Genomic DNA, 20,773 nt, shown 5'->3' with positions numbered 1-20,773 from the left:
ATCCTCATAAGCAAGGACGGAGACGCTCGCCCATGAAATCGCGAACAAAGGTTGTTGTCATCGGCGGCGGTATCGCCGGATGTTCCACGCTCTATCACCTGACGCAAGAAGGTTGGGGCGACGTTGTTCTGGTCGAACGCAACGAACTGACCAGCGGCACCACATGGCATTCCGCGGCGCAAGTGACAAACTTCGGCATGAACCAGACGATGGTTGGCCTGAAAACCCACTCGATCAATCTGTACAAGGAACTGTCCGAAAACCCGGAATATCCAATCAATTACCATCACGCCGATGGCGGCATCCGGTTGGCGAATACAGAACAGCAAATGCAGGGCTATCGCCACTTTGCTTCGATGGCGCGTGGCATGGATGTGAATTTCGAAGTGATCGACGCCGAAGAATGCGCGCGCCGCCACCCTTTGATTTCGACCGCAAACCTGCTGGGCGGTTTGTGGGATCCACTGGACGGGGACATCGATCCGGCGCAGCTGTGTCAGGCGCTCGCCTATCACGCGCGCAAAGCCGGAGCTGAGGTTTACCGCAATACCCCGGTCACGGCGCTGACCCAGCACAAGGACGATACGTGGACCGTGCATACCGAAAAGGGTGATATCGACTGCGATATCGTTGTGAACGCCTGCGGGTATCGGGTGAACGAGGTCGGCGCGATGATGGGCGTCCATCATCCCGTTGCTTCGATGGAGCATCAGTATTTCCTGACCGAAGACATCCCCGCGATCAAAGACGCCGGACACCGGATGCCCCTTATCCGCTGCCCGATCAGCGACTATTACAGCCGTCAGGAAAAAGGCGGCCTGTTGGTCGGGTTTTATGAACAAGGCTGCAAAACCTGGGGCATGGACGGAATTGATCCGAACTTTGTCAACGCGCTCTGCCCTGACGATCTGGAACGCGTCATGGATGTGCTGGAAGGCGCGTTCGAACGGATGCCTGCCTTGCAGGAAACCGGTATCCGTTCGATTGTGAACGGACCTATCACCTATACGATAGATGGCGCGCCCTTGGTCGGGCCGATCCCCGGCAAACGCAACGCATTCTGCATCATCGGCCTGCGCGCGGGTCTGGGCGAAGGTGGCGGCCATGGCTGGCTGCTGGCGCAGCAAATCGTGCATGGTGAAGCGCAATACGACACGTGGTGTCTGGATCCCCGCCGCTTTACAGGCCACGCCAATGTGGAGCTGACTTCACTGAAAGCAATCGAGGACTATCAGAACGAGTTCCGGTTCCATTTCCCGCATGAACACCGCCCGGCGGGACGTATGGCGAAGACAACCCCTCTCACCCCGGTTCTGGCCGCTGAAGGTGCCGAGTTGACCGTGGTCAACGGCTGGGAGCGGGTCGACTACATCAAACCAACCGCCGATTTTCACCCCTCGCTCAGCTTCAATTTTGATGAAGCTTTCGACGTGGTCGCCGCCGAGGTGGCGAACGTGCAGCAAAACGTCGGCCTGACAGAGGTTAATGGCTTCAACAGGTTTGAAATCACCGGCACGGATCGTCACGCATTTCTTGAACGTATGTTCTGCGGTGCTGTTGCCAAGCGCGACGGTCGCGTCGGGTTGGGCTATCTGCTCAACAACCACGGCGCGGTCAAAGCCGAGGCCACGGTGGCCAACCTGCCTGCCAGCGAACGCGGCCCGGAACGGGTCTGGTACGGCTCGGCCGCAGCCTCGGAATTTCACGATATGGACTGGCTACAGAGCCACCTAAAGCCCGAAGAAAACGTGCAAATTCGCAGCCTGACCAACGATCAGACCATCTTGGTTCTGGCGGGCCCAAAGTCACGCAATGTGCTGGCCGCCTGCGCGCGCGGGGACTGGTCGAACGAAGCGTTTCCATGGCTCTCGGTTCGCGAGTGTTTTATCGGCTATGCACCCGCAACGGTGATGCGCGTCAGCTTTTCCGGCGAACTGGCCTACGAAATCCATGTCCCAAATGCCGCGCTTTACGCAGCCTATCTTGCCCTACGCAAAGCAGGCGAAACACATGGCCTGAAACTCTTCGGTGCGCGCGCGGTCGAGTCCATGCGGATGGAGAAAGGCTTTCTTCATTGGAAAGCAGACCTGATCACCGAGTTCGATCCGCTTGAGACCGGGCTGGACCGTTTCGTGAAGGTCCAGAAGGGTGATTTCATCGGCAAGAAGGCCTTGTTGAAACGTCAGGCCGCCGGACCAACGCGCAAACTGGTGACCCTGAAAATCGACGCAACCCACGCCCCGGCCCATGGCGGCGCCTCGCTGATGCAGGGGGACAAGGTAGTCGGAACCGTCACCTCGGGCGATTGGGGACACCGGGTTGGGATGAATCTGGCCTACGCGTTTGTGGAACCCGATCTGTCGCCTGAGGGCAGCACGATGCAGCTTGATCTTTGCGGCGATCTGGTCGGGGCAACGGTCATTGCCCCCTGCCCCTACGATCCCGACCACAGTCGAATGCGTGCCTAGTCCTCGGTATAGTACCCGATCACGTCATTCTCGGTCGTGGCCCCCAGCCCGTTCAGAAGACGGTTGGAATAGTTGAAATAGGCACAGACCTGATTGACCTCGAGAATCTCGCCATCGTCGCATCCTGCGATCTTCAACGCCTCGAAATCCGATTTGACCAGCTTGCCCACATCCGTGGTCAGCTTTGCCGCATATCGCAGCAGGGCCAGTTCTTTGCCGTCAAATTCATCCTCGGGGCGATGCGCCTTTAGCGCCAGGAAAATCCGGTCGCTGCGGGGCTGATCCTTGATCAGGTTGCGCACGTTCATGAAATGGTGGGTCAGCGAATAAGTGCAGTCATTCAGGATCGAAGTATAGCTCGCCACAACTTCCAGAAACCAGAAGGGCAGCACATTGTCGTCGGAGTGCAGAACCGAGCGGTAAAGCGTTACGTGCCCGTTCATGGTTTCAGGGCGCAACGAATGCACACGCATCACAGTATCCACGGTTCCATGCGGCGTTCTGGCCTTGTCCAACAGTTCTTTCAGACGGCCCGAAGCCTGCTCATCGGGCACCATCTCGATCCATGCGCTCATAATCGCCTCCTGTTCTGCACAGTATTAGATATTCCATTGGCACCGTTCCTGACAGTAAAATTTTTCACCACGGAGAAATTTTTGGTGGATTGCGGACTGCCAGAGGCGCTAATCTGCGCCCAAAGGGGAATCATGTGAAAATATGAGAATGCAGCAATCCGAAATGCGCCGTGGCGCGGAAAACCTGTTGGTCACCTGTGGCGGCCTAACAGCGGGCGACCGCGTATTGGTCCTGCAGGAAGACCCCGCCAGCGGATATTACGGCCAATGTATCGTGGATGCGGTTCTGGATTGCGCCCGCGCGCTGGATATCCGGACCGAGCAGCGCATTCTGGATTTCGACCCGATGGGCGGCGGCGTATCGCCGGACCTTGTCGCTGCCATGAAACAGGCCGACCGAACCTTGTTTTTGTCGCGAACCGGCGATCAGATCCGGTTTGACGCCTCGATGGCGGGTATTCAGCCCATCATGTCCTATGCGCTGGACGGCGACATGCTGGCATCCGGGTTCGGTTGCGCCAACTACGCCGGTTTTGTCTCGCTCAAAAACGCGGTGAACGCATTGTTTGCTCAGGCCACGTCCATTCGCGTGACCTGCGCGCTTGGCACTGACTTTTCGGGCCCCGGGGCGGCCTACCCGAAAACGGGTGCCTCTGATGTCAGTGTCGCCCGGTTCCCCATGTCGGTCTTCGCCCCGATCCCATCCCAAGGCTTTTCCGGTGTCATTTATCAGGACGGGTTTCTGGTCGGAACCGGCTCAAAATTCTATGAACCCTACGGCTGCACCCTGAACGCACCGGTCGCGATACACTTTGACAATGACCGGATCACCGATATCAGCGGAGACAAAGCCGACGTTCAGGCCGCAAAAAACCACTATGAAACCGTCGGAAAAATGTTCGGTCTCGACCCCTATACCATGCACTCGTGGCACGCGGGCCTTCACCCCGGCTGCACTTTCCCCATGGCCGCTGCCGACAATTTCGAACGCTGGAGCGGCAGTGCCTTTGGTAATCCGCGCCTGATGCATTTCCACACTTGCGGGCATTATGCACCGGGCGAGATTTCGCTGAATGTGCTGGACCCGACGATCGAAGTTGATGGCGTTGCGGTCTGGAAAGACGGCGTGTTCGATCCTACGCTGGTGCCCGGCGGTGCCGAGATTCTGGCAGAACATTCCTGCATCAAAGCCGTTTTCGACAATCCCGCCCAGGCCGTCGGTCAGGGCCCCAGCGGACGGCTGTCGGCAGGCTGAACTCTCAGCCCGCCTCGGCTGCGATGGCTTTGGCCACGCGCGTACGGAACCGCATCGCCCCGGCATCAAGGCCAAGGTTCAGATAGTCCGTCTTGCGCCGGGCCATCCCGGTCTGAACATATTCCAGAACGTCCTTGTCCTCGTTGAAAGCCATGACTGCGCCTTCGAACATGCGTTCAGACAGTGCAGCATCCTCGGCATGCATATTGCGATGCTGAAACCAGAAATAGCGCGAGCTCTCTTCATCGACAGGGGTGATGAAGTTGTAAGAGATGTTCACAAACGCATTTGGCGACAGAGGCTTGTCGGCACCGCCGTCTCCCACCGGCGCATATACCGACATGTTGATCGCAGTCGACGGCAACCGGCATTCATAGTGCTGCTTGCGGTCGCAATTCGGACCAAAGGGCAGCATCGGTTTGTAGTAAGGTGCAGGCGGTTCATCCAGAATCCAGCGCGAAACGGTGACGCCGTTCTCGCTTTCTTCCAGATCCAATGGGCGATTGTCCGTTCCGGCCCCCGCGAACGAGGTCAGATGCACCCAGGCCACATGACTGGGGTCCAGCAGGTTGTCGGTGATATAAAGGTAATGGCAGGCCATCTCCATCGCACCCTTGGCCGTCTTGCCCCATGCCGGATTGTCGAAATTCGGGATGTCGATAATCTGACCCGCATCCGCTTTGCCCGGATCACCCATCCACAGCCACAAAAAGCCCCAGCGATCCTCGGCCGGATAGGAATGCACCGCGGCACGGCGTGGCGGGTTGTCCAACTGCGTCGGCGCGATCACACATTCGCCCGTGCAATCGAACGTCAGCCCGTGATAGCCACAGACCACGTTGTCACCCTCGATGGTTCCGCGCGACAGCGGCAGTTTGCGGTGCGGGCAGGCATCTTCAAGGGCAATCGCCCTGCCCTTGGTGTCACGAAAGACCACAATGTCATCGCCCAGCATCCGCAGGGCCGCCAGCTCTCGGCCAAAATCCTCGCTGCGCCCGGCCACGTACCAGCAATTGCGCACATAGCCTGCAGCTCCGGTCAAGTCCGGTCGCATCGTTTACTCCTGTTCCGAAAATATATCAAACGCCTTCAGTGCCTTAGCGCTATAGGCATAGGACGGCCCGCCGCCCATATAGGTCGCCATGGCCAGGGCCTCGCACAGTTCCTCGCGGGTGGCCTGCAGCCGGATCAGCGCGCGCACATGAAATCCGATGCAACTGTCGCAACGTGTCGCAATCGCAATTCCCAGCGCCATGAACTCTTTGGTCTTTTCGCTCAGCGCGCCCTCGGTCTTGGCCGCCTTGCCCATCAGGCCAAACCCCTTCACGGTGTCTGGCACCTCTTTCGAATAGGTAGCGATGTCGGCCTCGATCCCGGCCATAAACGCTTTCCAGTCCATGTCTTTTCTCCTTTAGCCGCGCTCGTCCGATCCCATGCGGCGTTCCAGCCAGCGGACACCGGCACTGATAATCAGAACAAGCACCAGATATTCGAGGATCAGCAGCGAATAAATCTCAAGCGGGCGATATTCTGTCACAACCAGCTCATTGGCGCGGCGCGTCAATTCCTGCATCCCGATCACGGATGCAAAGGCGCTCATCTTGACGATATAGATAAACTGGTTGGCCAGCGGCGGCAGAATGCGTCGAATCGCTTGCGGCAGGATCACATAGCGCATGGTCTGCAAATAGTTCAGGCCGATGGTCTGCGCTGCTTCGGTCTGACCCTTGGCAATCGACTGGATACCAGCGCGGTAAATCTCGGCGGTAAACGCACTGTCGGACAAGGCCAGCGTTATGATTGCGCCCCAGAACGGATCAATGGGAATATCCAGTCCCATCTCGCGAAAGATGATCGGCAGCCCATAAAACACCCAGAACAACATTGGCAGCAACGGGATGGATCGGATGAACTCGACATAAACTCGATTGACCAGTCGCCACCAGCGGTTCTGCGACAATCCCGGCAAGGCAACCATCAGACCCAGGATGATCGAGATCACGGCGGCAATGACCGAAATCAGAATCGTGTCCCCCATGCCCGAGATCAGGAACTTGATATTGACCCAACCCGAGTCGGTCATCGGATTGATCACGTACCAACCCCAGGTCGAGGAACTGGAACACCCCGCCAACGCCAAAAATGCCAGCAACAGGACAAAAGACCTTTTCATCGCGGCGCTCCCTTTCAATGTTCGAGGATCTGGCTGAGGAATTTCTGGCAGCGCGGCGATCTCGGGGCGCCGAAAAACTCTTCGGGCGGCCCCTGTTCCACGATCTCGCCCGCGTCCATGAAGATCATGTTGTCTGCAACTTTGCGGGCAAACCCCATTTCATGGGTCACGACCACCATTGTCATGCCTTCTTCGGCCAGTTCGACCATCACATCCAACACTTCCGAGATCATTTCCGGATCAAGCGCTGAGGTCGGCTCATCAAACAGCAGAACCTTGGGCTCCATGCATAACGACCGGGCAATTGCGACGCGCTGCTGCTGCCCGCCCGACAACTGCCCGGGGCGCTTTTCGGCTTGATCCGGAATATGCACCCTCTCAAGATAGTGCATTGCCCGCTCGCGGGCCTCGGCCCGTGCCATTCCGCGGGCCTTGATCGGACCCAGCGTCAGATTGTCGAGCACGCTCAGATGCGGGAACAGGTTGAACTGCTGAAACACCATGCCAACATCGGACCGGATTGCAGCGACAGATTTCGGATCATTCGACAGTTCGATACCCTCTACCCGGATCGTACCCTTTTGATGTTCCTCCAGCCGGTTGATACACCGAACCACGGTCGACTTGCCTGATCCTGACGGGCCGCAGATCACCACTTTTTCACCGGTTTTGATGGACAGGTTAATGTCTTTGAGCACATGGAACGAGCCATACCACTTGTTGACATCGATCAGTTCGATTGCCGTTTCGCTCACTGGCTAGGCCTCCCTGGCACGCGATTTTCTTGTGAGGAAATTTTTTTCTTGAGGTTAACGTTCCCTTTAACGTTAAATCAAGTATCAAAAATGCCTATAACCAAAGCCAGTCCAAAAACAACCAACGGGAGAAGTTACATGAAACGCGCGTTAAAGGCCGCAGCCGTAGCCGCCATCAGCCTAGCACTGGCCGGTGCCGCACAGGCGCAATCCGCCTTAAATGAAATCCTCGATGGCGGGGTTCTCAAGGTCGGCACCACAGGCGACTGGAATCCAATGACCCTGCGCGACCCGGCGACCAACAGCTACAAAGGGTTCGACATTGACATCATGACCGAGCTTGCAAACGATCTTGGGGTCGAGGTCGAATTTGTGCCGACCGATTGGAAAACACTGGTCAACGGTGTCGTGGCGGGCCAGTACCACATGACCGGCTCGGCCTCGATTTCACCACCGCGCATGAAAGTTGCAGGTTTTTCCAACAGCTACATCTCGGTCGAGCTTTACCCCTATACCACCAAAGACAAGGCCGACCGGTTCGACGGCTATGAGTCTATCAATCAGCCAGACGTCAAGGTTGCGACAACCCTAGGGACAACCTTTGAAAAGCGCGTGCGCGAATGGTTCCCGAATGCCGATATCAAAGTGGTCGAAGCCCCGGCGCGCGGCTTTCAAGAGGTGCTGGCCGGCCGGGCCGATGTTTTCATTACGTCAAATATCGAAGGTTCGACACTTGAGGCGAAGTTTCCGGTTGTCCGCGTAACAGGGGCCGGGCCGCGCTCGCCCTCCCCCATTGCGATGCTGCTGCCGCAATCCGATCAGGTCTGGATCAACTATGTCAACAACTGGGTCGAGGTGAAGAAGGCGCAGGGTTTCTTTGACACGATCAAAGAGAAATGGGGCCTGTAAGCTCTGAAACGCGAAACGCCCGCCCTGTCACCGGCGGGCGTTTTTCATCCCGTCACCGCCTTGGAAACCAGCGTGATGAAACTGACCTTTTCGGTTCTGAGTTCAATCACCCCATGGGCAGTGCTGGCATCATAGCTCAGGCTGTCGCCGGGCCGCATGTGGTAAAGGCCTTCGCCGCAGCGATAGATCATCTCGCCTTCGGTCACATGAACGAACTCGATCCCCTCATGCTGATACAACGGGCGCGGAACCAGAGGGCCTTCCAGTGTGACATTGAAACTTTCAAAGGTCACATGGTTCGCCTCAGCCCGCCCGATCAGCTTGTAGACATGCCCAAACCCGCTGCCAAGCCGCTGAACGGTCATCCCCTCGCCTGCGGCAACAAACGACACATCTGTAGTTTCAACCGTTCCGGCAAAAAAGTTGATCAGCGGAACGCCGGTGGCCTGGGCAAGCGCCTCAAGCGTGCTCAGCGAGGCCGAGACCTGACCGCGCTCGATCTTCGAGATCATCGCCGGAGAGACATTGGCCCGTGCAGACAGTTCCGCAAGCGTCAAACCGGCCAGAACCCGATGGGCCTTGACCGCCGCACCGACCAGATGATCCAGTGGCGGTTTTTCGACATCGATGGGCAATGAATCTTCCATTCCTGCAGCGTATCGCCCACAAGCGAAAAGGGAAAGCGATGACGCGGTTTCTTGCTTTATCGAACGCATGAGGATTGCAGATGCAGCTTGAACACATGACCTGGTACGAAGTTGAAGCGCAGTTAGAGGCTGGTGCTGCGGTGATGCTGCCGACAGGTTCGACCGAACAGCACGGCCCCATGGGCCGGATCGGGACAGACACGATTTGCGCAAGCGCGATCGCGCACCGCGCTGCCGAGCGTTGTGGCGCAATCGTTGCGCCCGCTCTGGCTTATACACCCGCGCCGTTCAACACCTCATTTCCGGGCACGGTTTCCGTGTCTGCGGATGTCTTCGCACTATATGCGCAAGAGGTCATCGACGGCCTGCTGGCACAGGGTTTTACCGGAGTCTTTGTGGTCAACGGCCATGGCGCTAATCTTGAACCTCTGGAGAAAACTCGGGCCAGACACCCTGCTGGTATGATCGAAATCCAAAGCTGGTGGCAGCCGCAAGCCGTCGATGCGATGCGCAAATCGATGTTCGGGGATTGGGAAGGTATGCACGCAACGCCATCCGAAATTGCCATCACCCAATCGCTGCTTGGCGTTTTACCCAGCGGTGACGCTGCCGAGCCCCCTGCCAGACTAAGCGCCGAATATATTCGCAAGCACAGCGGCGACCGGCACGGCCCACCGGATGAACACCGGGCGATGTTCCCCGATGGCCGCGTCGGATCCCACTCGGCACTGGCAACCCCAGAAGCGGGTGCGCGACTGCTCGATACAGCTGCCCGCGCGATCAGCGACGCGTTCATAATGTTCTCCGAACAGCTACGCTGAGCCTTTCTGGTGCTTTTGCTGCACACCTGGTTGCAGACAGTTGCAAACCGCCGCCTCGGGTGATCGAATAGCGATCAAGACATAGTCACCAGACGAACCGGTAGGAGGTCCAGGAATGCCGACATATAACGACATGTTCGAGTTGTCAGTCGAGGATATTGACCTGATCGAAACCTCACTTCGGCGCGCGCTGACCTCCTTGTCTCATGAGCCCAGAAATGAGACCGAGCGCGACAAGTCCGAGCGCGAGGATTCGCTGCACCGCATTCAGGACCTGTTGGGGCGGCTCCACGACCAAAAGATTTTCTACCGTCCGAAGACCGGCGTTTACGTTGGCGGCTAACCAGTCATAGCCCTTAGCCCCATTTCAGCTAAACTCTTGTCCATGGTTGACAAAGGGTGATCTGATGAACGGCGCACATTCTCTGGTGAAGACTTTCCTGAACAACGGTCTGGACACGGTCTTCGCCAATCCGGGCACATCGGAAATGCACTTTGTGGCCGCGCTTGATGAACACCCCCAGATGAACTGTGTTCTGTGCCTGTTTGAAGGCGGAACAACTGGTGCCGCCGATGGATACTATCGGATGAAGCGTGACGTGGCCGGCACCCTGTTGCATCTTGCGCCAGGATTCGGGAACGCCTTTGCCAACCTGCATAATGCGCGCAAAGCAGGGTCCGGCGTGGTGAATGTGATCGGCGATCATGCGACACATCACTTGCGATATGAAAGCCCGCTTAAGGGCGATATTCAGGGCATCAGCCAGACGGTCAGCCACTGGACGCGTACATCCGGCAGCGCCGGTGACGTCGCCACCGATGGTGCGGCTGCAATACAGGCGGCGCGATCCCGCAACGGTCAGATTGCCTCACTTATCCTGCCTGCCGACACCGCATGGACCCCGGTCGAGGCGACGCCTGAGCCTATCGCACACAGCCAACCTCTGACGCGCCCGTCCTCACAAGACATCGAAGCCACCGCAAAACGGTTGCGCGCGCCGAATGCTGCCCTGATGATCGGCGGCTCGGCCCTGTTCGGGGCGCAGCGACAACTGGCGGGGCAAATCGCCGCTGCAACCGGCTGCCGTTTGCTGGCGGACACATTGATCCCGCGCATCTCAAAAGGCGCCGGGACCGCGCAGCTGGATCAACTGGTCTATCCGATCACCCCAAAGATCGGCCAGCTTGAAACCACGTCGTCGATCACGCTGATCGGTTGCGACAGGCCTGTCGCCTTTTTCGCCTACCCCGGCAAACCAAGCGTTCCCGAACCCTCGGATTGCCCGATCACAGGACTTTGCCCACCAACGGACGACATCGGCTGGACGCTACAGGCGCTGGCAGACGCCGTCGGCGTAACGCGCAAAATTAAGCCTCTTTGCGCACCACTTGACCTACCCGATATCCCATCCGGACAGATGACATTGCAGAAAGTTGGGCTGGCCCTAACCGCCCTGCTCCCTGAAAATGCGATTGTTTGCAATGAATCCGTGACCTCGGGCTTCCACGTCATCCCACCGATGGCCACCGCGCGACCGCACGAGGTTCTGTCAGGGACCGGAGGGGCCATCGGCCTGTGCCTGCCTTGTGCGACCGGGGCTGCCATAGCCTGCCCCGACCGAAAGGTTATCGCCCTGACCGGCGATGGCTCGGCGATGTATACGCTGCAATCGCTTTGGACCATGGCACGCGAAAACCTCGATATCACGGTCGTTGTCTTTGCCAACCGAGGCTATCAGATCCTGCGCGATGAGCTGGCAAATGTCGGGGTCGAAACCTATGGCCGCAATGCGCGGGCGATGTTCGACGTGGAAAACCCGGTGCTTGACTGGGTGTCCCTGGCCAAGGGGCATGGCGTTCCCGCCACCAGAGCCGATGATATCGACAGCTTTGTCAAAGCGCTGGACGATGGGCTTGCAAGCGAAGGTCCGTCCCTGATCGAAGTCGCCTGCCCGCCTGCGGCCTGAACTCCCCCGATATAGTCGGGCCGATACCAATTGGCACCGGCCCGATCCGAAGCCTTACCTATGCATGTACTTCGTTCATGGGCATCTTGCGCGGATATGGATCGCCCGGATTATGCGACCCGGCGGCAGTGAAAAGCACATCGGTTGATGAATTCAGCCCGGTTTCTGCCGAATCCTGCAACACGCCCACGATAAAGCCGATGCTGACCACCTGCATCGCCGTCGCATTGTCGATCCCAAACAGGTTTGCCGCCATCGGGATCAGCAACAACGAGCCGCCCGCAACACCCGACGCCCCCGTCGCAGCCACCGCCGCGATAATGCTCAGGAACAGCGCCGAGAGGAAGTCAACCTCGATCCCCATTGTGTGAACTGCGGCCAGCGTCATCACGGTAATGGTGATCGCCGCGCCGCCCATGTTGATCGTGGCGCCGATCGGGATGGTGACGGAATAGGTTTCCTCATCCAGATTCATGCGCCGGCAAAGCTCCATGTTTACCGGGATGTTTGCGGCCGAACTGCGCATAAAAAAGGCGGTGATGCCGGATTCCCGCAGGCAGGTAAACACCAGCGGATAGGGGTTTTGACGAATGCGCAGGAACACGATCAGCGGGTTCACCACCATCGCCATAAACGCCATACAGCCTATCAGCAGCGCCAGCAGATTGGCATAGCCAACTAATGTGCCAAACCCCGTTTCCGCGATGGTCGAGGCCACGATGCCGAAGATACCAATGGGCGCAACACGGATAATTGCGGAGACGATCTTTGTGATGCCGTTGTCCAGATCCTGCATAAGGGCTTTGGTGCTATCACTGGCATGGCGAAAGACCAGCCCAAGCCCGACCGCCCAGGCCAGAATGCCAATATAATTGGCCTGCGCCAGCGCATTCACCGGGTTGTCCACAATCCTCAGCACGATGTTCTTAACCACCTCGGCCAACCCGTCCGGGGCATCCAGGATCTGCGGCGTTCCGGTCAGATGCAGCGAAACCGGGAACAGAAAACTGGCCGCAACCGCCACCAGCGCCGCCGCAAACGTGCCCAGCACATAAAGAAACACGACCGGCCCCATGCGGGCCTGACTGTCTTTCTTGTGATTGGTGATCGCGGCACACACCAGGATCAACACCAGCACCGGGGCAACGGCCTTGAGCGCATCAACAAAGAAATCGCCCAGCAATCCCACGGCCATCCCCGCCTGCGGCCACAGGACCGCAAGAAGGACACCAGCGACAAGCCCGATAATGACTTGAGTCACCAGGCTACCTTTTAGAATAAAATTCATCGGGACCATCCTGTCTGTTGTGGGCCTTGCAGGTGAATCGGACAGCTGCCAAGGCACAGTTAAAGTCAACGGATCAGCCGCTATATGGGCGCTTCTGGCGGGAATGTAACCTGTTCCACCTGCGCGAAGCGCTTGAAGACAGACGAAATTCTATCGTTTCATTGGCTCAAAGATTGATTTTGGAGGCCGGCATGGAAATTCTCAATTGACGCTAAATAGCGTCATCTAAAGGACAATTTATGATGTGACTAGCTCCTTCGCCTTCCCCCACGTAAAGCAGCGTTATGAGGAGCAATTATTTTGCTAGAACTTCAAAAAACTTTTCAGAACTGACAGAATCCACCCCTGAAATGATCTCATCTGACAAATCTGCATAGGGTGCCGCATGAACGCGCTCATTGAAAAAACCTCAGCTTTGTTGGGCATTTCAATCTCTGCGTCACAAACCTTGCACGGCGGCAGTCTGTCTAACGTGGTCCGCGTGAGCACGCCTGATGGCCGCAGCTATGTTACCAAAACGGGGAAAACCGTAAAGACCGAGGCGCGCATGTTGCAGGCGCTCAGGGCTGCAGGGGTCGCAGCCCCACAGGTGATCGCTGTTGCTCCCAATCTTCTTATCCTAGAAGACCTTGGACCGGACGATGGCCCGCAAAGCGCATGGGGGTCACTGGGTAAAGAACTCCGCCGGCTCCACGAAACAACGGGCCCCTATTTCGGCTGGTCCGAAAATCATGCATTCGCGACGGTCGAAATCCCGAACACTCCGACCCGCCACTGGCCCTCCTTTTGGGCCGAGCGTCGCCTGTTACCATCCTGCCCGCATATCCCGCCTGACCTGGCACAAAGAACCGAAGCTCTGGCGCGTAGGCTTGGCGATCTGCTGCCAGATCATCCGCCTGCGGTATTGCTGCACGGTGATTTGTGGACAGGAAACGTAATGGCACGTTCAGGCCGTGTTACCGGACTAATCGACCCGTCCTGCTACTATGGCCACGCCGAAGTCGATCTTGCCATGCTCACACTGTTCGGCTCGCCTGATCAGCCATTCTGGCGGGCATACAGCGACATAGAATCCGGATATTCTAGGCGTCGCCCAATCTATCAACTGTGGCCTGCCCTGGTTCACCTCAGACTGTTCGGTAATGGGTATCGCAGCATGGTCGAGCGGTGCCTTTCCGACGCAGGTAAATGAGGCCCAGCTTGGAATCAGTATATAGTGGAGAATCTTGGTGGGTGCACTATTTATAGGTTCTCGATGGCCAAAATCACCAAAATCGCCCAACGGAATATACTGTACCTTGACCTAAGCCCACAAATTCAAAGAAAAGGCGCCGGGTTCAGCCAGCGCCTGATCAGAAAGCGGGTCATGCCGTGGCGATCTTACCCGTGGGTAACATCGTCCTCTTCACGGAGGTCGTCGATCAGCGTAGCGATCGCTCGTTCCAGCCGCGCGCGGTCGACGCGCGTGAAATCCATATTATAGCGCAATTCCATTCGTCCGCTCGACGCAGAACATTTTGCGATGCCCGCACGCCCCGAGACCTGAAAGGTCGTCTTGGCACGGCGCGGCTTTTCCTGACTGGAAGCACGGGGCTTGATATCACCCCCAGCATCCTGTATCGCAAAGCTGCGCAAAATCGCTAATTCCTGCGCACTGCTGCGGTCAGGGGCTTTCATCAATGCGGTGCTGAGTTGGCGTATCAAACCCGGATCAGCATCCAGTTTCCGCTTAAGCTCGACCCCAACATTGCGCGGAATATCATTGGGGTGGTTCAACACCTTCTCAAGCATCATTAGCAGGCTGGCGAATGCCCGGATATAGCTGCGCTTTGTATAGCTGGCCGATTTGAACAAAATTGTCACGGCCTTATCGACATCCGCACAATCGTTGGCGGGGTCCTCGGCATAGGCCCGCGCAAGCGCACCCATCTCGGCAAATGAGATATCCTTGCGGATCAGGTTCTCGTCCACCATACGACGATAGCTGTCATCCAGAGTGGCCGGGTCGGATATGCCCGCGGGGATCGTGGCATAGGCCCCCTCGCCCGTTTCCTCAAGCAGCGCGCGATACGCAGACAGTCGCCGCATACCCTGGATCAGATCGTATCGCCCATCCGTGCGACGTTCGACGCGGATCGGGTTCGAAAGTCCGATATCCCGGATCGAGGCCTTCAGTTCGTCCAGCTCCGGATCCGGGCCCGGCTTGCGGTCGCGCGTCAGTTTCTCAGTCACAACATCGCTTAGCGCGATATGTTCAGTCACCAGCCCTTCGGATCTGAGCCGCACAAGCTCATGCGCCAAGCGGTCATTTTCAACGCGGATCGCATCCTCGGTCGATTGCTGATCCCGTAATGCTTCGGCGTTTTCAGAGATCGCGGCCGCCATCGGGCCCCGCCTTTTTTCGAAAACCTTGTCAGGGATTTTGCCAACCGGAATATCGTCCATTGCTGGCACGTCGATTTCAAACATTCTGCGTTTGCGGCTCATGCTTCATCCTCCAGCTTATCCCAGGCCGACAGCATGACGCCCCGAAATTCTTCATACACATTGTCAAAGGTCGAGCGCGCGCGACGCCAGGTCTCGCGCGTCATCTCTCGATAATCCATCTCATAGACCGAGCTTAGAAACCGCCCCGATTGTTCAACCGCGCGGGTCATCTCGACCGGATGTTCCGCCAGATGATCTCCGAAGACTTTGCCAAAGGCATCATACATTGCCTGATGCAGCGCATTGCCGGGCTCGTATCGGGTCAAAAGGAAACGGATCTCGGCAAAGGACTTGGGCAAACCGATCTTACCCGTGGGTAAGGTCTTGTCGAAACCATAAGCCAGATCTTCAAGCGCTTCGGCCAGCTGACCGATGAAGGACGTTGTCGAGTCGTACTCCCAATAGCCAGGCCCCGACGGGATATAGAGCATGTCGGCAGCAAAAACCGCATTCATTGACTGATAGCCAATCGCGGGCGGACAATCGAACAGGATCAGGTCATACGCGTCATCGGGAATCTGGTCGAGATATCGTGAGACCGCAGCAAAGAAAGACCATTCAGGATTCAAGTGCCGGTACTGAGCTGACGCAAACTCGACAAAGGCCGCGTTGGCGCAGGACGGTATGGCGTCGATGGTCGACCATGAGGTCTGCTTAATAAAGTCCGATATCCGCAAATCACCAAGCCCCATATCAGTGATCGACGGCGGCAGCTCGCGGCGGGGCAGGGCGGTTCCGGATTCTGCCGCCGCGGGTCTGTTGTTCATCCGCTCTGTTTCGCGGATCAGGTCGCGGGCCATGATGCCCCAGACGGTGAAGTCTTCGGCCACATCCGTCAGACCCATCGAATGGCTAAGAGTCGCTTGCGGGTCAAAGTCCACCACCAGCACCCGATAACCATCGAGCGCAGCGGCATGAGCCAGATGCAGCGCCACGGTAGACTTACCTGCGCCACCCTTGAAATTCGCAACCGCGGCTCGGATCGCGCGCTTGCCAACGGGGCGTGGCGGCATCAGGACCTTTCGGTTCAATTTCAGGCGGCGACGCAGTTCATTGACTTCTTCCAGACTGAACCAACGCTGCCGTCCTTCGGGCTCGACCTCGCCGCCGGGCAGGGACGGATCAGCAGCCAGCTTACCGCGAAAGGTCGACTGATTGATCCGAAAGATCAATTCAGCCACTTCCCAGCTTGAAAAGCGGCGCAGCGTCTTTTCCATCTCGGGGCTGAAGGTTTGCCGTCGAATCCATCCCTGCAGCTTCAGGGACTGCGTGCGCAATGCGCTCAGGTCTTCGTGCGTGTACATGCCTCGGGTCTCTTCTTTTGGACGTAAATTTTCTTGTTCTTGCTATTTACGCCCGATTTGCAGTTTTGGCAAAAGAAATTATTATCAAGATGCGAGCTTACCCGCGGGTAAGAAAACAAGGTGTTTCCGGCCTCTGGGCGATTCGGAACGATGCACCCCTAGTCGGATGACAAAACCTTGGTCCGGTGGCACGATTTAGGGGGTCGCGTCTTGCCAACCCACCCCATTTAGGGGGACAAAAGGGCCCAATAGGGGGACATTCTAGGCGTCCCCCATCACCAATAATTCACCAAATTCTTTTGATTTTGATCTGGGGAAGGGTCCCCCAAAACAGCACAAGTTCACAGCAGGCTTGACAGAATCGGCGTAATGGACGCTAATCAGGGCACGATAACGAAAAGCGTTGGAAAACGGCGCAAACCAGCGGGTCATGTCCCGCAAGAGGCAGAAAGAGCGGTGAGGAGGACGATGCAGGTTGCAAAACCGGTTGGGCGCAATGCGTCCGCCCTCAAATACGATATTCTGTCCGCTCTGACTGTTTATGCGTTGTCCGGTGACAAGCACCGGCATCGCAGCATTCTGCGGATTATGTCCCTGATCACAACACGGTACAACTGGCGCAACAACGAACTGTCCATCGGGCGCGAAGAGATGGCGCGCATCTGGGCTGTGGACGAGCGAACCGTAAAGCGTGAGATGGCAAAATTGCGGGCAAGCGGTTGGGTAAGTGTCAAGCGCCCTGCTGCGCGGGGGCGTGTGGCTGTCTATGAGTTGGACCTGAAACAGATCTTGCTGGATACATCTGACATCTGGCCCGTAATCGGTTCGGATTTTGTCGAGAGGATGCAGGCCAGTCCTGATGACGTCCCACAAACCAACATCATCCCGTTTCAGGCCAAGCCGGCACCGCCCGCACCCGAAGGGGACGACAGCTGGTCACAGGTTCAGTCGATTCTGCATGGGCGCGATCCCGAATTGTGGTCCAGTTGGTTTCAGCATCTCAGCGAGGCCGAGAGGGCAGGGGGCTGCGCAGTGTTGGTGGCCCCGTCGCGATTCATGGCCGACTATATCTCGCAAAAATGGACCGCGCGTGTTTTGGCGGCCTATCGGCGGGTGGACCCATCCGTCCGAACTTTGCGGATCGAAGCGGCGGAATGATGTATCGCATGAGCACCGCTGACAGGTTTCAAAGCACCGCAAGACGATGACGTCCCGTCACTTGCCCTTGATATCCAGAGCCATGATCCCTTTGTCGACAGGTCCGGGCTAAGGATGGTGCGACCGTTACCGGTCTTGCCCCAATCGGGGTTGCCGATTATCTAGCGTAAACGGTTCGACGGCAGGCCACGCGCCAGGCTGACCCGATCCCATTGTAACGACTGTGGAATTTTGCTTTGCAAAAGTTGAAACTGAAGTTCACCCAAGGTTTGGATGAGTCGATCTTGTGGCGGCTGCTGGCCGAAAACATTCGCTCGCAGATGGTTCCCTATATTGTCGCAATCATTGCGATGGTTTTCGTAGCCGCAACAACAGCAGCGGTGGCGTTCATCATGCGCGACGTTGTGGATTCGCTGTTTGACAGCGAAAACTCAGCGCGGGTTGTGGCGGTGTCGATTGCGGTTTTTGTCATTTTTCTGATCAAAGGCATTGCCACCTATGTTCAGGTGGTGGCGATGACCCGGGCGGGAAACCGGATCATCGCGATCAAGCAGATTCAGCTATATGACAAGCTGTTGCGGCAAGGCGTATCGTTCTTCAATCTCACCGAAAGCTCGGATCTGCTAATGAAGGTGACGCAGTCGGCAAATGCTGCGCGCACGGTGATCGAGTTGATTGTGACCTCGGCGGTGCGGGATACACTGACGCTGATCGGTCTGCTTGCGGTGATGTTCTATCAGCAGCCGGTCCTGTCGTTGGTGACGCTGGTGATCGGGCCTTTGGCGATCTGGGGCGTTCGGCGACTACTGGAGAAGGTGCGAGAGATTGCGGATATGGAACTGCAATCTATGTCCGCGATCATGAAGGTCATTCAGGAGACCTCACGCGGGATTCGGGTCGTCAAGACCTTCAGTCTTGAAGAACGCATGGCAGGGCAGATGTATGCGGCGGTCAAGAGCGTCGAGAAACGCCGCAACAAGCTGGCGCGTCTTAAGGCGGCGACAAGCCCGTTGATGGATATTCTGGCGGGTTTCGCCATCGCTTCGGTCATCGGGTTGAGCGCGGCCAGCCTGTTTGGGTCACGCGGTTCGACACCGGGCGAGCTGATGTCGTTCGTGACCGCCCTGATGATGGCATATGAGCCCGCCAAGCGTCTGTCCAAAGTCCGGGTCGGGCTTGAGATCGGTCTGCGCCGGGTTCGGATGCTCTATCAATTGTTGGATGAGCCGGAGACACTGCCCGAGCAAGAGAACCCGGAAAACCTTCCGGACGGTCCCCGCCGGGTTGTCTTTGACGACGTTACCTTTGGGTATCGCCGCCGGGAACCCATCCTGAAAGACCTGTCTCTGACATTCGAGGCGGGGCAAACCACGGCGTTGGTGGGGCTATCAGGGGGCGGCAAGTCCACGATCCTGAATCTGGCTTTGCGTCTTTACGATCCGCAAACGGGCTCGGTGTCGATTGACGGGCAGGATATCAAACAGGCCTCGTTCAAGACCCTGCGCGACAACATGTCCTTTGTTGGGCAAGAGACGTTCCTGTTCTCGGCGTCAGTGGCGGACAATATCCGCTTTGGCCGCGAGGGGGCCACACGCTCCGAGGTTATCGAGGCTGCCAAGGCTGCAAATGCCTATGACTTTATCATGAAACTGGAAGACGGCTTTGACACGATGGTGGGCGAGAACGGCTCGTTCCTTTCAGGTGGTCAAAAGCAGCGTCTGGCGATCGCGCGTGCGCTCTTGCGCGACAGCCCGATCCTTTTGTTAGATGAACCGACAAGTGCGCTGGATTCCGAATCTGAACATCTGGTGCAGGAGGCGCTGCATCGCCTGACCAAGGGGCGCACCACCATCATCGTTGCGCACCGGCTTTCCACCATCCTGCACGCCGACAAGATCGTCGTGATCGAAGGCGGTCAGGTCTCGGAACAGGGCAGCGCAAAAGAGCTGCTGGAAAATCCGGGCCCATTCCGCAAGCTGTACGATCATCAGTTCTCTGGCGCCGTAAAGACGGGGTAGGGCGGATGGATGTGGCAACCCGCGCACGGGGTCTTGTCTGATGGAGGCCTCTGTCATCATCCCGACCTATCGCTGTTGGGATCAGTTGCAGGTCTGTCTGGATTGTCTGGCAGGGCAAACACTGGATGTGGACCGGTTTGAGGTTCTGGTGGTCAATAATGACCCGTCCGACCCGGTGCCTGACGGGTTTCGCCTGCCGCCGAACGCACGCGTTCTGGACGAGGCAAAGCCAGGTTCATATGCGGCACGCAATCGCGGTATCCATGAGGCGGCGGCGGACCTGTTGTTTTTCACCGATTCCGACTGCCGGCCCGTTCCAGGATATCTCGAGGCCGGTTTGAGCATCGCGCAGGTGCATCCTGAAATCGGGCGGTTTGGCGGAGATGTGGTGTTGATCCCAAATGGCAAGGATTGGACCACTATTGAACTTTACGATCGGCATCTGGGGCTTGAGCAGCAGAAATGGGTCGAACGGGGGCGGGCTGTCACCGCCAATCTGATCGTCCGGCGCAGCCTTCTGGACCGGGTTGGCCTGTTCAATGACACGGTGTTGTCGGGTGGCGATATGGAGTGGAATGATCGCGCCAAAGCCGCTGGCGAGCCGATCCTCTTTGCTGCAGACGCCGCCGTTCAGCACCCAGCGCGCGGTAGATTGCGCGAACATATCACCAAGGCCCGCCGGATCGAAGGCGCTCGGTTACGGCGCAATGCGGGCCGGGGCTGGGTGAACTACATTCCTCCGATCCACAAACTGTTCCCATCCTTCAAAACATTGGGCAAACTGCTGAAAGCCCCGGACCTGAGCATTGCTCAGGCGGTGTCGGTCTGGTGGGTCCACTACGTCCTGCGCGTTGTGAAAATCACCGAGACGGTGCGATTGCTGTGGCTGCGCCAACCAGATCAGCGGACCTGATCCGGCTGGCGACAGGAAGAATTTCAACCGCTGTG

Annotated in this window: 19 protein-coding genes; 10 read left to right on the top strand and 9 right to left on the bottom strand. The window is 57.5% G+C overall.

Annotation, left to right across the window (positions count from 1 at the left end; translation table 11 throughout):
* Positions 1 to 32: 32 nt before the first annotated feature.
* Complete coding sequence (locus ACR0FG_RS02270) at positions 33 to 2,468, top strand: GcvT family protein (RefSeq protein ID WP_480889653.1); 2,436 nt, start codon at positions 33 to 35, stop codon at positions 2,466 to 2,468.
* Here ACR0FG_RS02270 and ACR0FG_RS02265 read toward each other — a convergent pair.
* Positions 2,465 to 3,043 carry a peroxidase-related enzyme gene (locus tag ACR0FG_RS02265; protein WP_170710839.1) on the bottom strand — a complete coding sequence of 193 codons (579 nt, stop codon included), beginning with the start codon at positions 3,041 to 3,043 and terminating at the stop codon, positions 2,465 to 2,467. The genes ACR0FG_RS02270 and ACR0FG_RS02265 overlap by 4 nt on opposite strands.
* A 148-nt stretch (positions 3,044 to 3,191) precedes the next feature.
* On the opposite strand from ACR0FG_RS02265, the gene ACR0FG_RS02260 reads away from it, so the two are divergent.
* Entirely contained in the window at positions 3,192 to 4,298 is a 1,107-nt protein-coding gene (locus ACR0FG_RS02260; protein ID WP_480889650.1) for a hypothetical protein, read from the top strand.
* Between the two features lie 4 nt (positions 4,299 to 4,302).
* On the opposite strand, the gene ACR0FG_RS02255 is transcribed toward ACR0FG_RS02260, so the two are convergent.
* The 4 genes from ACR0FG_RS02255 to ACR0FG_RS02240 are packed head-to-tail and all read right to left on the bottom strand — an operon-like array spanning position 4,303 to position 7,226.
* The gene (locus ACR0FG_RS02255; protein ID WP_480889647.1) at positions 4,303 to 5,352 is read right to left on the bottom strand and encodes an aromatic ring-hydroxylating dioxygenase subunit alpha; all 1,050 of its coding nucleotides are present in this window, start codon (positions 5,350 to 5,352) and stop codon (positions 4,303 to 4,305) included.
* Between the two features lie 3 nt (positions 5,353 to 5,355).
* Positions 5,356 to 5,697, bottom strand: a complete 342-nt coding sequence (locus ACR0FG_RS02250; RefSeq protein ID WP_480889645.1) for a carboxymuconolactone decarboxylase family protein — start codon at positions 5,695 to 5,697, stop codon at positions 5,356 to 5,358.
* Between the two features lie 12 nt (positions 5,698 to 5,709).
* On the bottom strand, positions 5,710 to 6,471 hold the full coding sequence (locus ACR0FG_RS02245; protein ID WP_480889642.1) for an amino acid ABC transporter permease: 762 nt from the start codon (positions 6,469 to 6,471) through the stop codon (positions 5,710 to 5,712).
* Between the two features lie 14 nt (positions 6,472 to 6,485).
* Positions 6,486 to 7,226: an amino acid ABC transporter ATP-binding protein gene (locus ACR0FG_RS02240; RefSeq protein ID WP_170710844.1), complete on the bottom strand. Its 741-nt coding sequence runs from the start codon at positions 7,224 to 7,226 to the stop codon at positions 6,486 to 6,488.
* Positions 7,227 to 7,364: 138 nt separating this feature from the next.
* Between ACR0FG_RS02240 and ACR0FG_RS02235 the strand changes: the two genes are divergently transcribed.
* Complete coding sequence (locus tag ACR0FG_RS02235; RefSeq protein ID WP_480889639.1) at positions 7,365 to 8,135, top strand: transporter substrate-binding domain-containing protein; 771 nt, start codon at positions 7,365 to 7,367, stop codon at positions 8,133 to 8,135.
* 44 nt (positions 8,136 to 8,179) lie between these two features.
* Here ACR0FG_RS02235 and ACR0FG_RS02230 read toward each other — a convergent pair whose 3' ends face one another.
* Entirely contained in the window at positions 8,180 to 8,782 is a 603-nt protein-coding gene (locus ACR0FG_RS02230; protein ID WP_170710846.1) for an XRE family transcriptional regulator, read from the bottom strand.
* Positions 8,783 to 8,862: 80 nt separating this feature from the next.
* On the opposite strand from ACR0FG_RS02230, the gene ACR0FG_RS02225 reads away from it, so the two are divergent.
* From ACR0FG_RS02225 to ACR0FG_RS02215, 3 genes are all read left to right on the top strand, one after another.
* Positions 8,863 to 9,603, top strand: coding sequence for a creatininase family protein (locus tag ACR0FG_RS02225; protein ID WP_480889635.1), 741 nt, complete (start codon positions 8,863 to 8,865; stop codon positions 9,601 to 9,603).
* Between the two features lie 115 nt (positions 9,604 to 9,718).
* A complete protein-coding gene (locus ACR0FG_RS02220; RefSeq protein WP_170710848.1) occupies positions 9,719 to 9,946 on the top strand; it encodes a hypothetical protein in 228 nt (75 codons plus the stop codon).
* A gap of 64 nt (positions 9,947 to 10,010) precedes the next feature.
* Positions 10,011 to 11,570, top strand: a complete 1,560-nt coding sequence (locus ACR0FG_RS02215; protein ID WP_480889633.1) for an acetolactate synthase large subunit — start codon at positions 10,011 to 10,013, stop codon at positions 11,568 to 11,570.
* 58 nt (positions 11,571 to 11,628) lie between these two features.
* Here the strand turns inward: ACR0FG_RS02215 and sstT are convergent, their stop codons facing one another.
* Positions 11,629 to 12,858 carry a serine/threonine transporter SstT gene (gene sstT, locus ACR0FG_RS02210; RefSeq protein ID WP_480889630.1) on the bottom strand — a complete coding sequence of 410 codons (1,230 nt, stop codon included), beginning with the start codon at positions 12,856 to 12,858 and terminating at the stop codon, positions 11,629 to 11,631.
* A 385-nt stretch (positions 12,859 to 13,243) separates the two neighbouring features.
* Here sstT and ACR0FG_RS02205 point away from each other — a divergent pair, with 385 nt between their 5' ends.
* Positions 13,244 to 14,050: a fructosamine kinase family protein gene (locus tag ACR0FG_RS02205; protein WP_480889628.1), complete on the top strand. Its 807-nt coding sequence runs from the start codon at positions 13,244 to 13,246 to the stop codon at positions 14,048 to 14,050.
* A 188-nt stretch (positions 14,051 to 14,238) separates the two neighbouring features.
* Here the strand turns inward: ACR0FG_RS02205 and ACR0FG_RS02200 are convergent, their stop codons facing one another.
* Complete coding sequence (locus tag ACR0FG_RS02200) at positions 14,239 to 15,345, bottom strand: ParB/RepB/Spo0J family partition protein (protein ID WP_480889625.1); 1,107 nt, start codon at positions 15,343 to 15,345, stop codon at positions 14,239 to 14,241.
* Positions 15,342 to 16,649 carry an AAA family ATPase gene (locus tag ACR0FG_RS02195; RefSeq protein WP_170710853.1) on the bottom strand — a complete coding sequence of 436 codons (1,308 nt, stop codon included), beginning with the start codon at positions 16,647 to 16,649 and terminating at the stop codon, positions 15,342 to 15,344. The genes ACR0FG_RS02200 and ACR0FG_RS02195 overlap by 4 nt, the downstream gene beginning before the upstream one ends.
* 468 nt (positions 16,650 to 17,117) lie before the next feature.
* On the opposite strand from ACR0FG_RS02195, the gene ACR0FG_RS02190 reads away from it, so the two are divergent.
* The 3 genes from ACR0FG_RS02190 to ACR0FG_RS02180 all read left to right on the top strand — a co-directional run bounded on the left by ACR0FG_RS02190 (position 17,118) and on the right by ACR0FG_RS02180 (position 20,738).
* Positions 17,118 to 17,807 (top strand): DnaA N-terminal domain-containing protein, encoded by a 690-nt coding sequence (locus tag ACR0FG_RS02190; protein ID WP_480889623.1) that lies wholly within the window; start codon positions 17,118 to 17,120, stop codon positions 17,805 to 17,807.
* Positions 17,808 to 18,043: 236 nt separating this feature from the next.
* Positions 18,044 to 19,825, top strand: coding sequence for an ABC transporter ATP-binding protein (locus tag ACR0FG_RS02185; protein WP_480889620.1), 1,782 nt, complete (start codon positions 18,044 to 18,046; stop codon positions 19,823 to 19,825).
* Positions 19,826 to 19,865: 40 nt separating this feature from the next.
* Positions 19,866 to 20,738 (top strand): glycosyltransferase family 2 protein, encoded by an 873-nt coding sequence (locus ACR0FG_RS02180; protein WP_480889618.1) that lies wholly within the window; start codon positions 19,866 to 19,868, stop codon positions 20,736 to 20,738.
* The last annotated feature ends 35 nt before the right edge of the window (positions 20,739 to 20,773 follow it).

It is taken from the genome of Ruegeria sp. E1 (assembly GCF_056534225.1).
Note: the sequence above shows the minus strand (reverse complement) of the source record. Positions and strands in the feature narration are given on the sequence as shown.

Excerpts from the sequence above, each read along its gene's own strand:
- ACR0FG_RS02270 (WP_480889653.1), top strand. The coding sequence starts at position 33 with ATGAAATCGCGAACAAAGGTTGTTGTCATCGGCGGCGGTATCGCCGGA.
- ACR0FG_RS02260 (WP_480889650.1), top strand. The coding sequence starts at position 3,192 with ATGCAGCAATCCGAAATGCGCCGTGGCGCGGAAAACCTGTTGGTCACC.
- ACR0FG_RS02255 (WP_480889647.1), bottom strand. The coding sequence starts at position 5,352 with ATGCGACCGGACTTGACCGGAGCTGCAGGCTATGTGCGCAATTGCTGG.
- ACR0FG_RS02235 (WP_480889639.1), top strand. The coding sequence starts at position 7,365 with ATGAAACGCGCGTTAAAGGCCGCAGCCGTAGCCGCCATCAGCCTAGCA.
- ACR0FG_RS02245 (WP_480889642.1), bottom strand. The coding sequence starts at position 6,471 with ATGAAAAGGTCTTTTGTCCTGTTGCTGGCATTTTTGGCGTTGGCGGGG.
- ACR0FG_RS02250 (WP_480889645.1), bottom strand. The coding sequence starts at position 5,697 with ATGGACTGGAAAGCGTTTATGGCCGGGATCGAGGCCGACATCGCTACC.
- sstT (WP_480889630.1), bottom strand. The coding sequence starts at position 12,858 with ATGAATTTTATTCTAAAAGGTAGCCTGGTGACTCAAGTCATTATCGGG.
- ACR0FG_RS02205 (WP_480889628.1), top strand. The coding sequence starts at position 13,244 with ATGAACGCGCTCATTGAAAAAACCTCAGCTTTGTTGGGCATTTCAATC.
- ACR0FG_RS02195 (WP_170710853.1), bottom strand. The coding sequence starts at position 16,649 with ATGTACACGCACGAAGACCTGAGCGCATTGCGCACGCAGTCCCTGAAG.
- ACR0FG_RS02225 (WP_480889635.1), top strand. The coding sequence starts at position 8,863 with ATGCAGCTTGAACACATGACCTGGTACGAAGTTGAAGCGCAGTTAGAG.
- ACR0FG_RS02230 (WP_170710846.1), bottom strand. The coding sequence starts at position 8,782 with ATGGAAGATTCATTGCCCATCGATGTCGAAAAACCGCCACTGGATCAT.
- ACR0FG_RS02190 (WP_480889623.1), top strand. The coding sequence starts at position 17,118 with ATGCAGGTTGCAAAACCGGTTGGGCGCAATGCGTCCGCCCTCAAATAC.
- ACR0FG_RS02265 (WP_170710839.1), bottom strand. The coding sequence starts at position 3,043 with ATGAGCGCATGGATCGAGATGGTGCCCGATGAGCAGGCTTCGGGCCGT.
- ACR0FG_RS02180 (WP_480889618.1), top strand. The coding sequence starts at position 19,866 with ATGGAGGCCTCTGTCATCATCCCGACCTATCGCTGTTGGGATCAGTTG.
- ACR0FG_RS02215 (WP_480889633.1), top strand. The coding sequence starts at position 10,011 with ATGAACGGCGCACATTCTCTGGTGAAGACTTTCCTGAACAACGGTCTG.
- ACR0FG_RS02200 (WP_480889625.1), bottom strand. The coding sequence starts at position 15,345 with ATGAGCCGCAAACGCAGAATGTTTGAAATCGACGTGCCAGCAATGGAC.
- ACR0FG_RS02220 (WP_170710848.1), top strand. The coding sequence starts at position 9,719 with ATGCCGACATATAACGACATGTTCGAGTTGTCAGTCGAGGATATTGAC.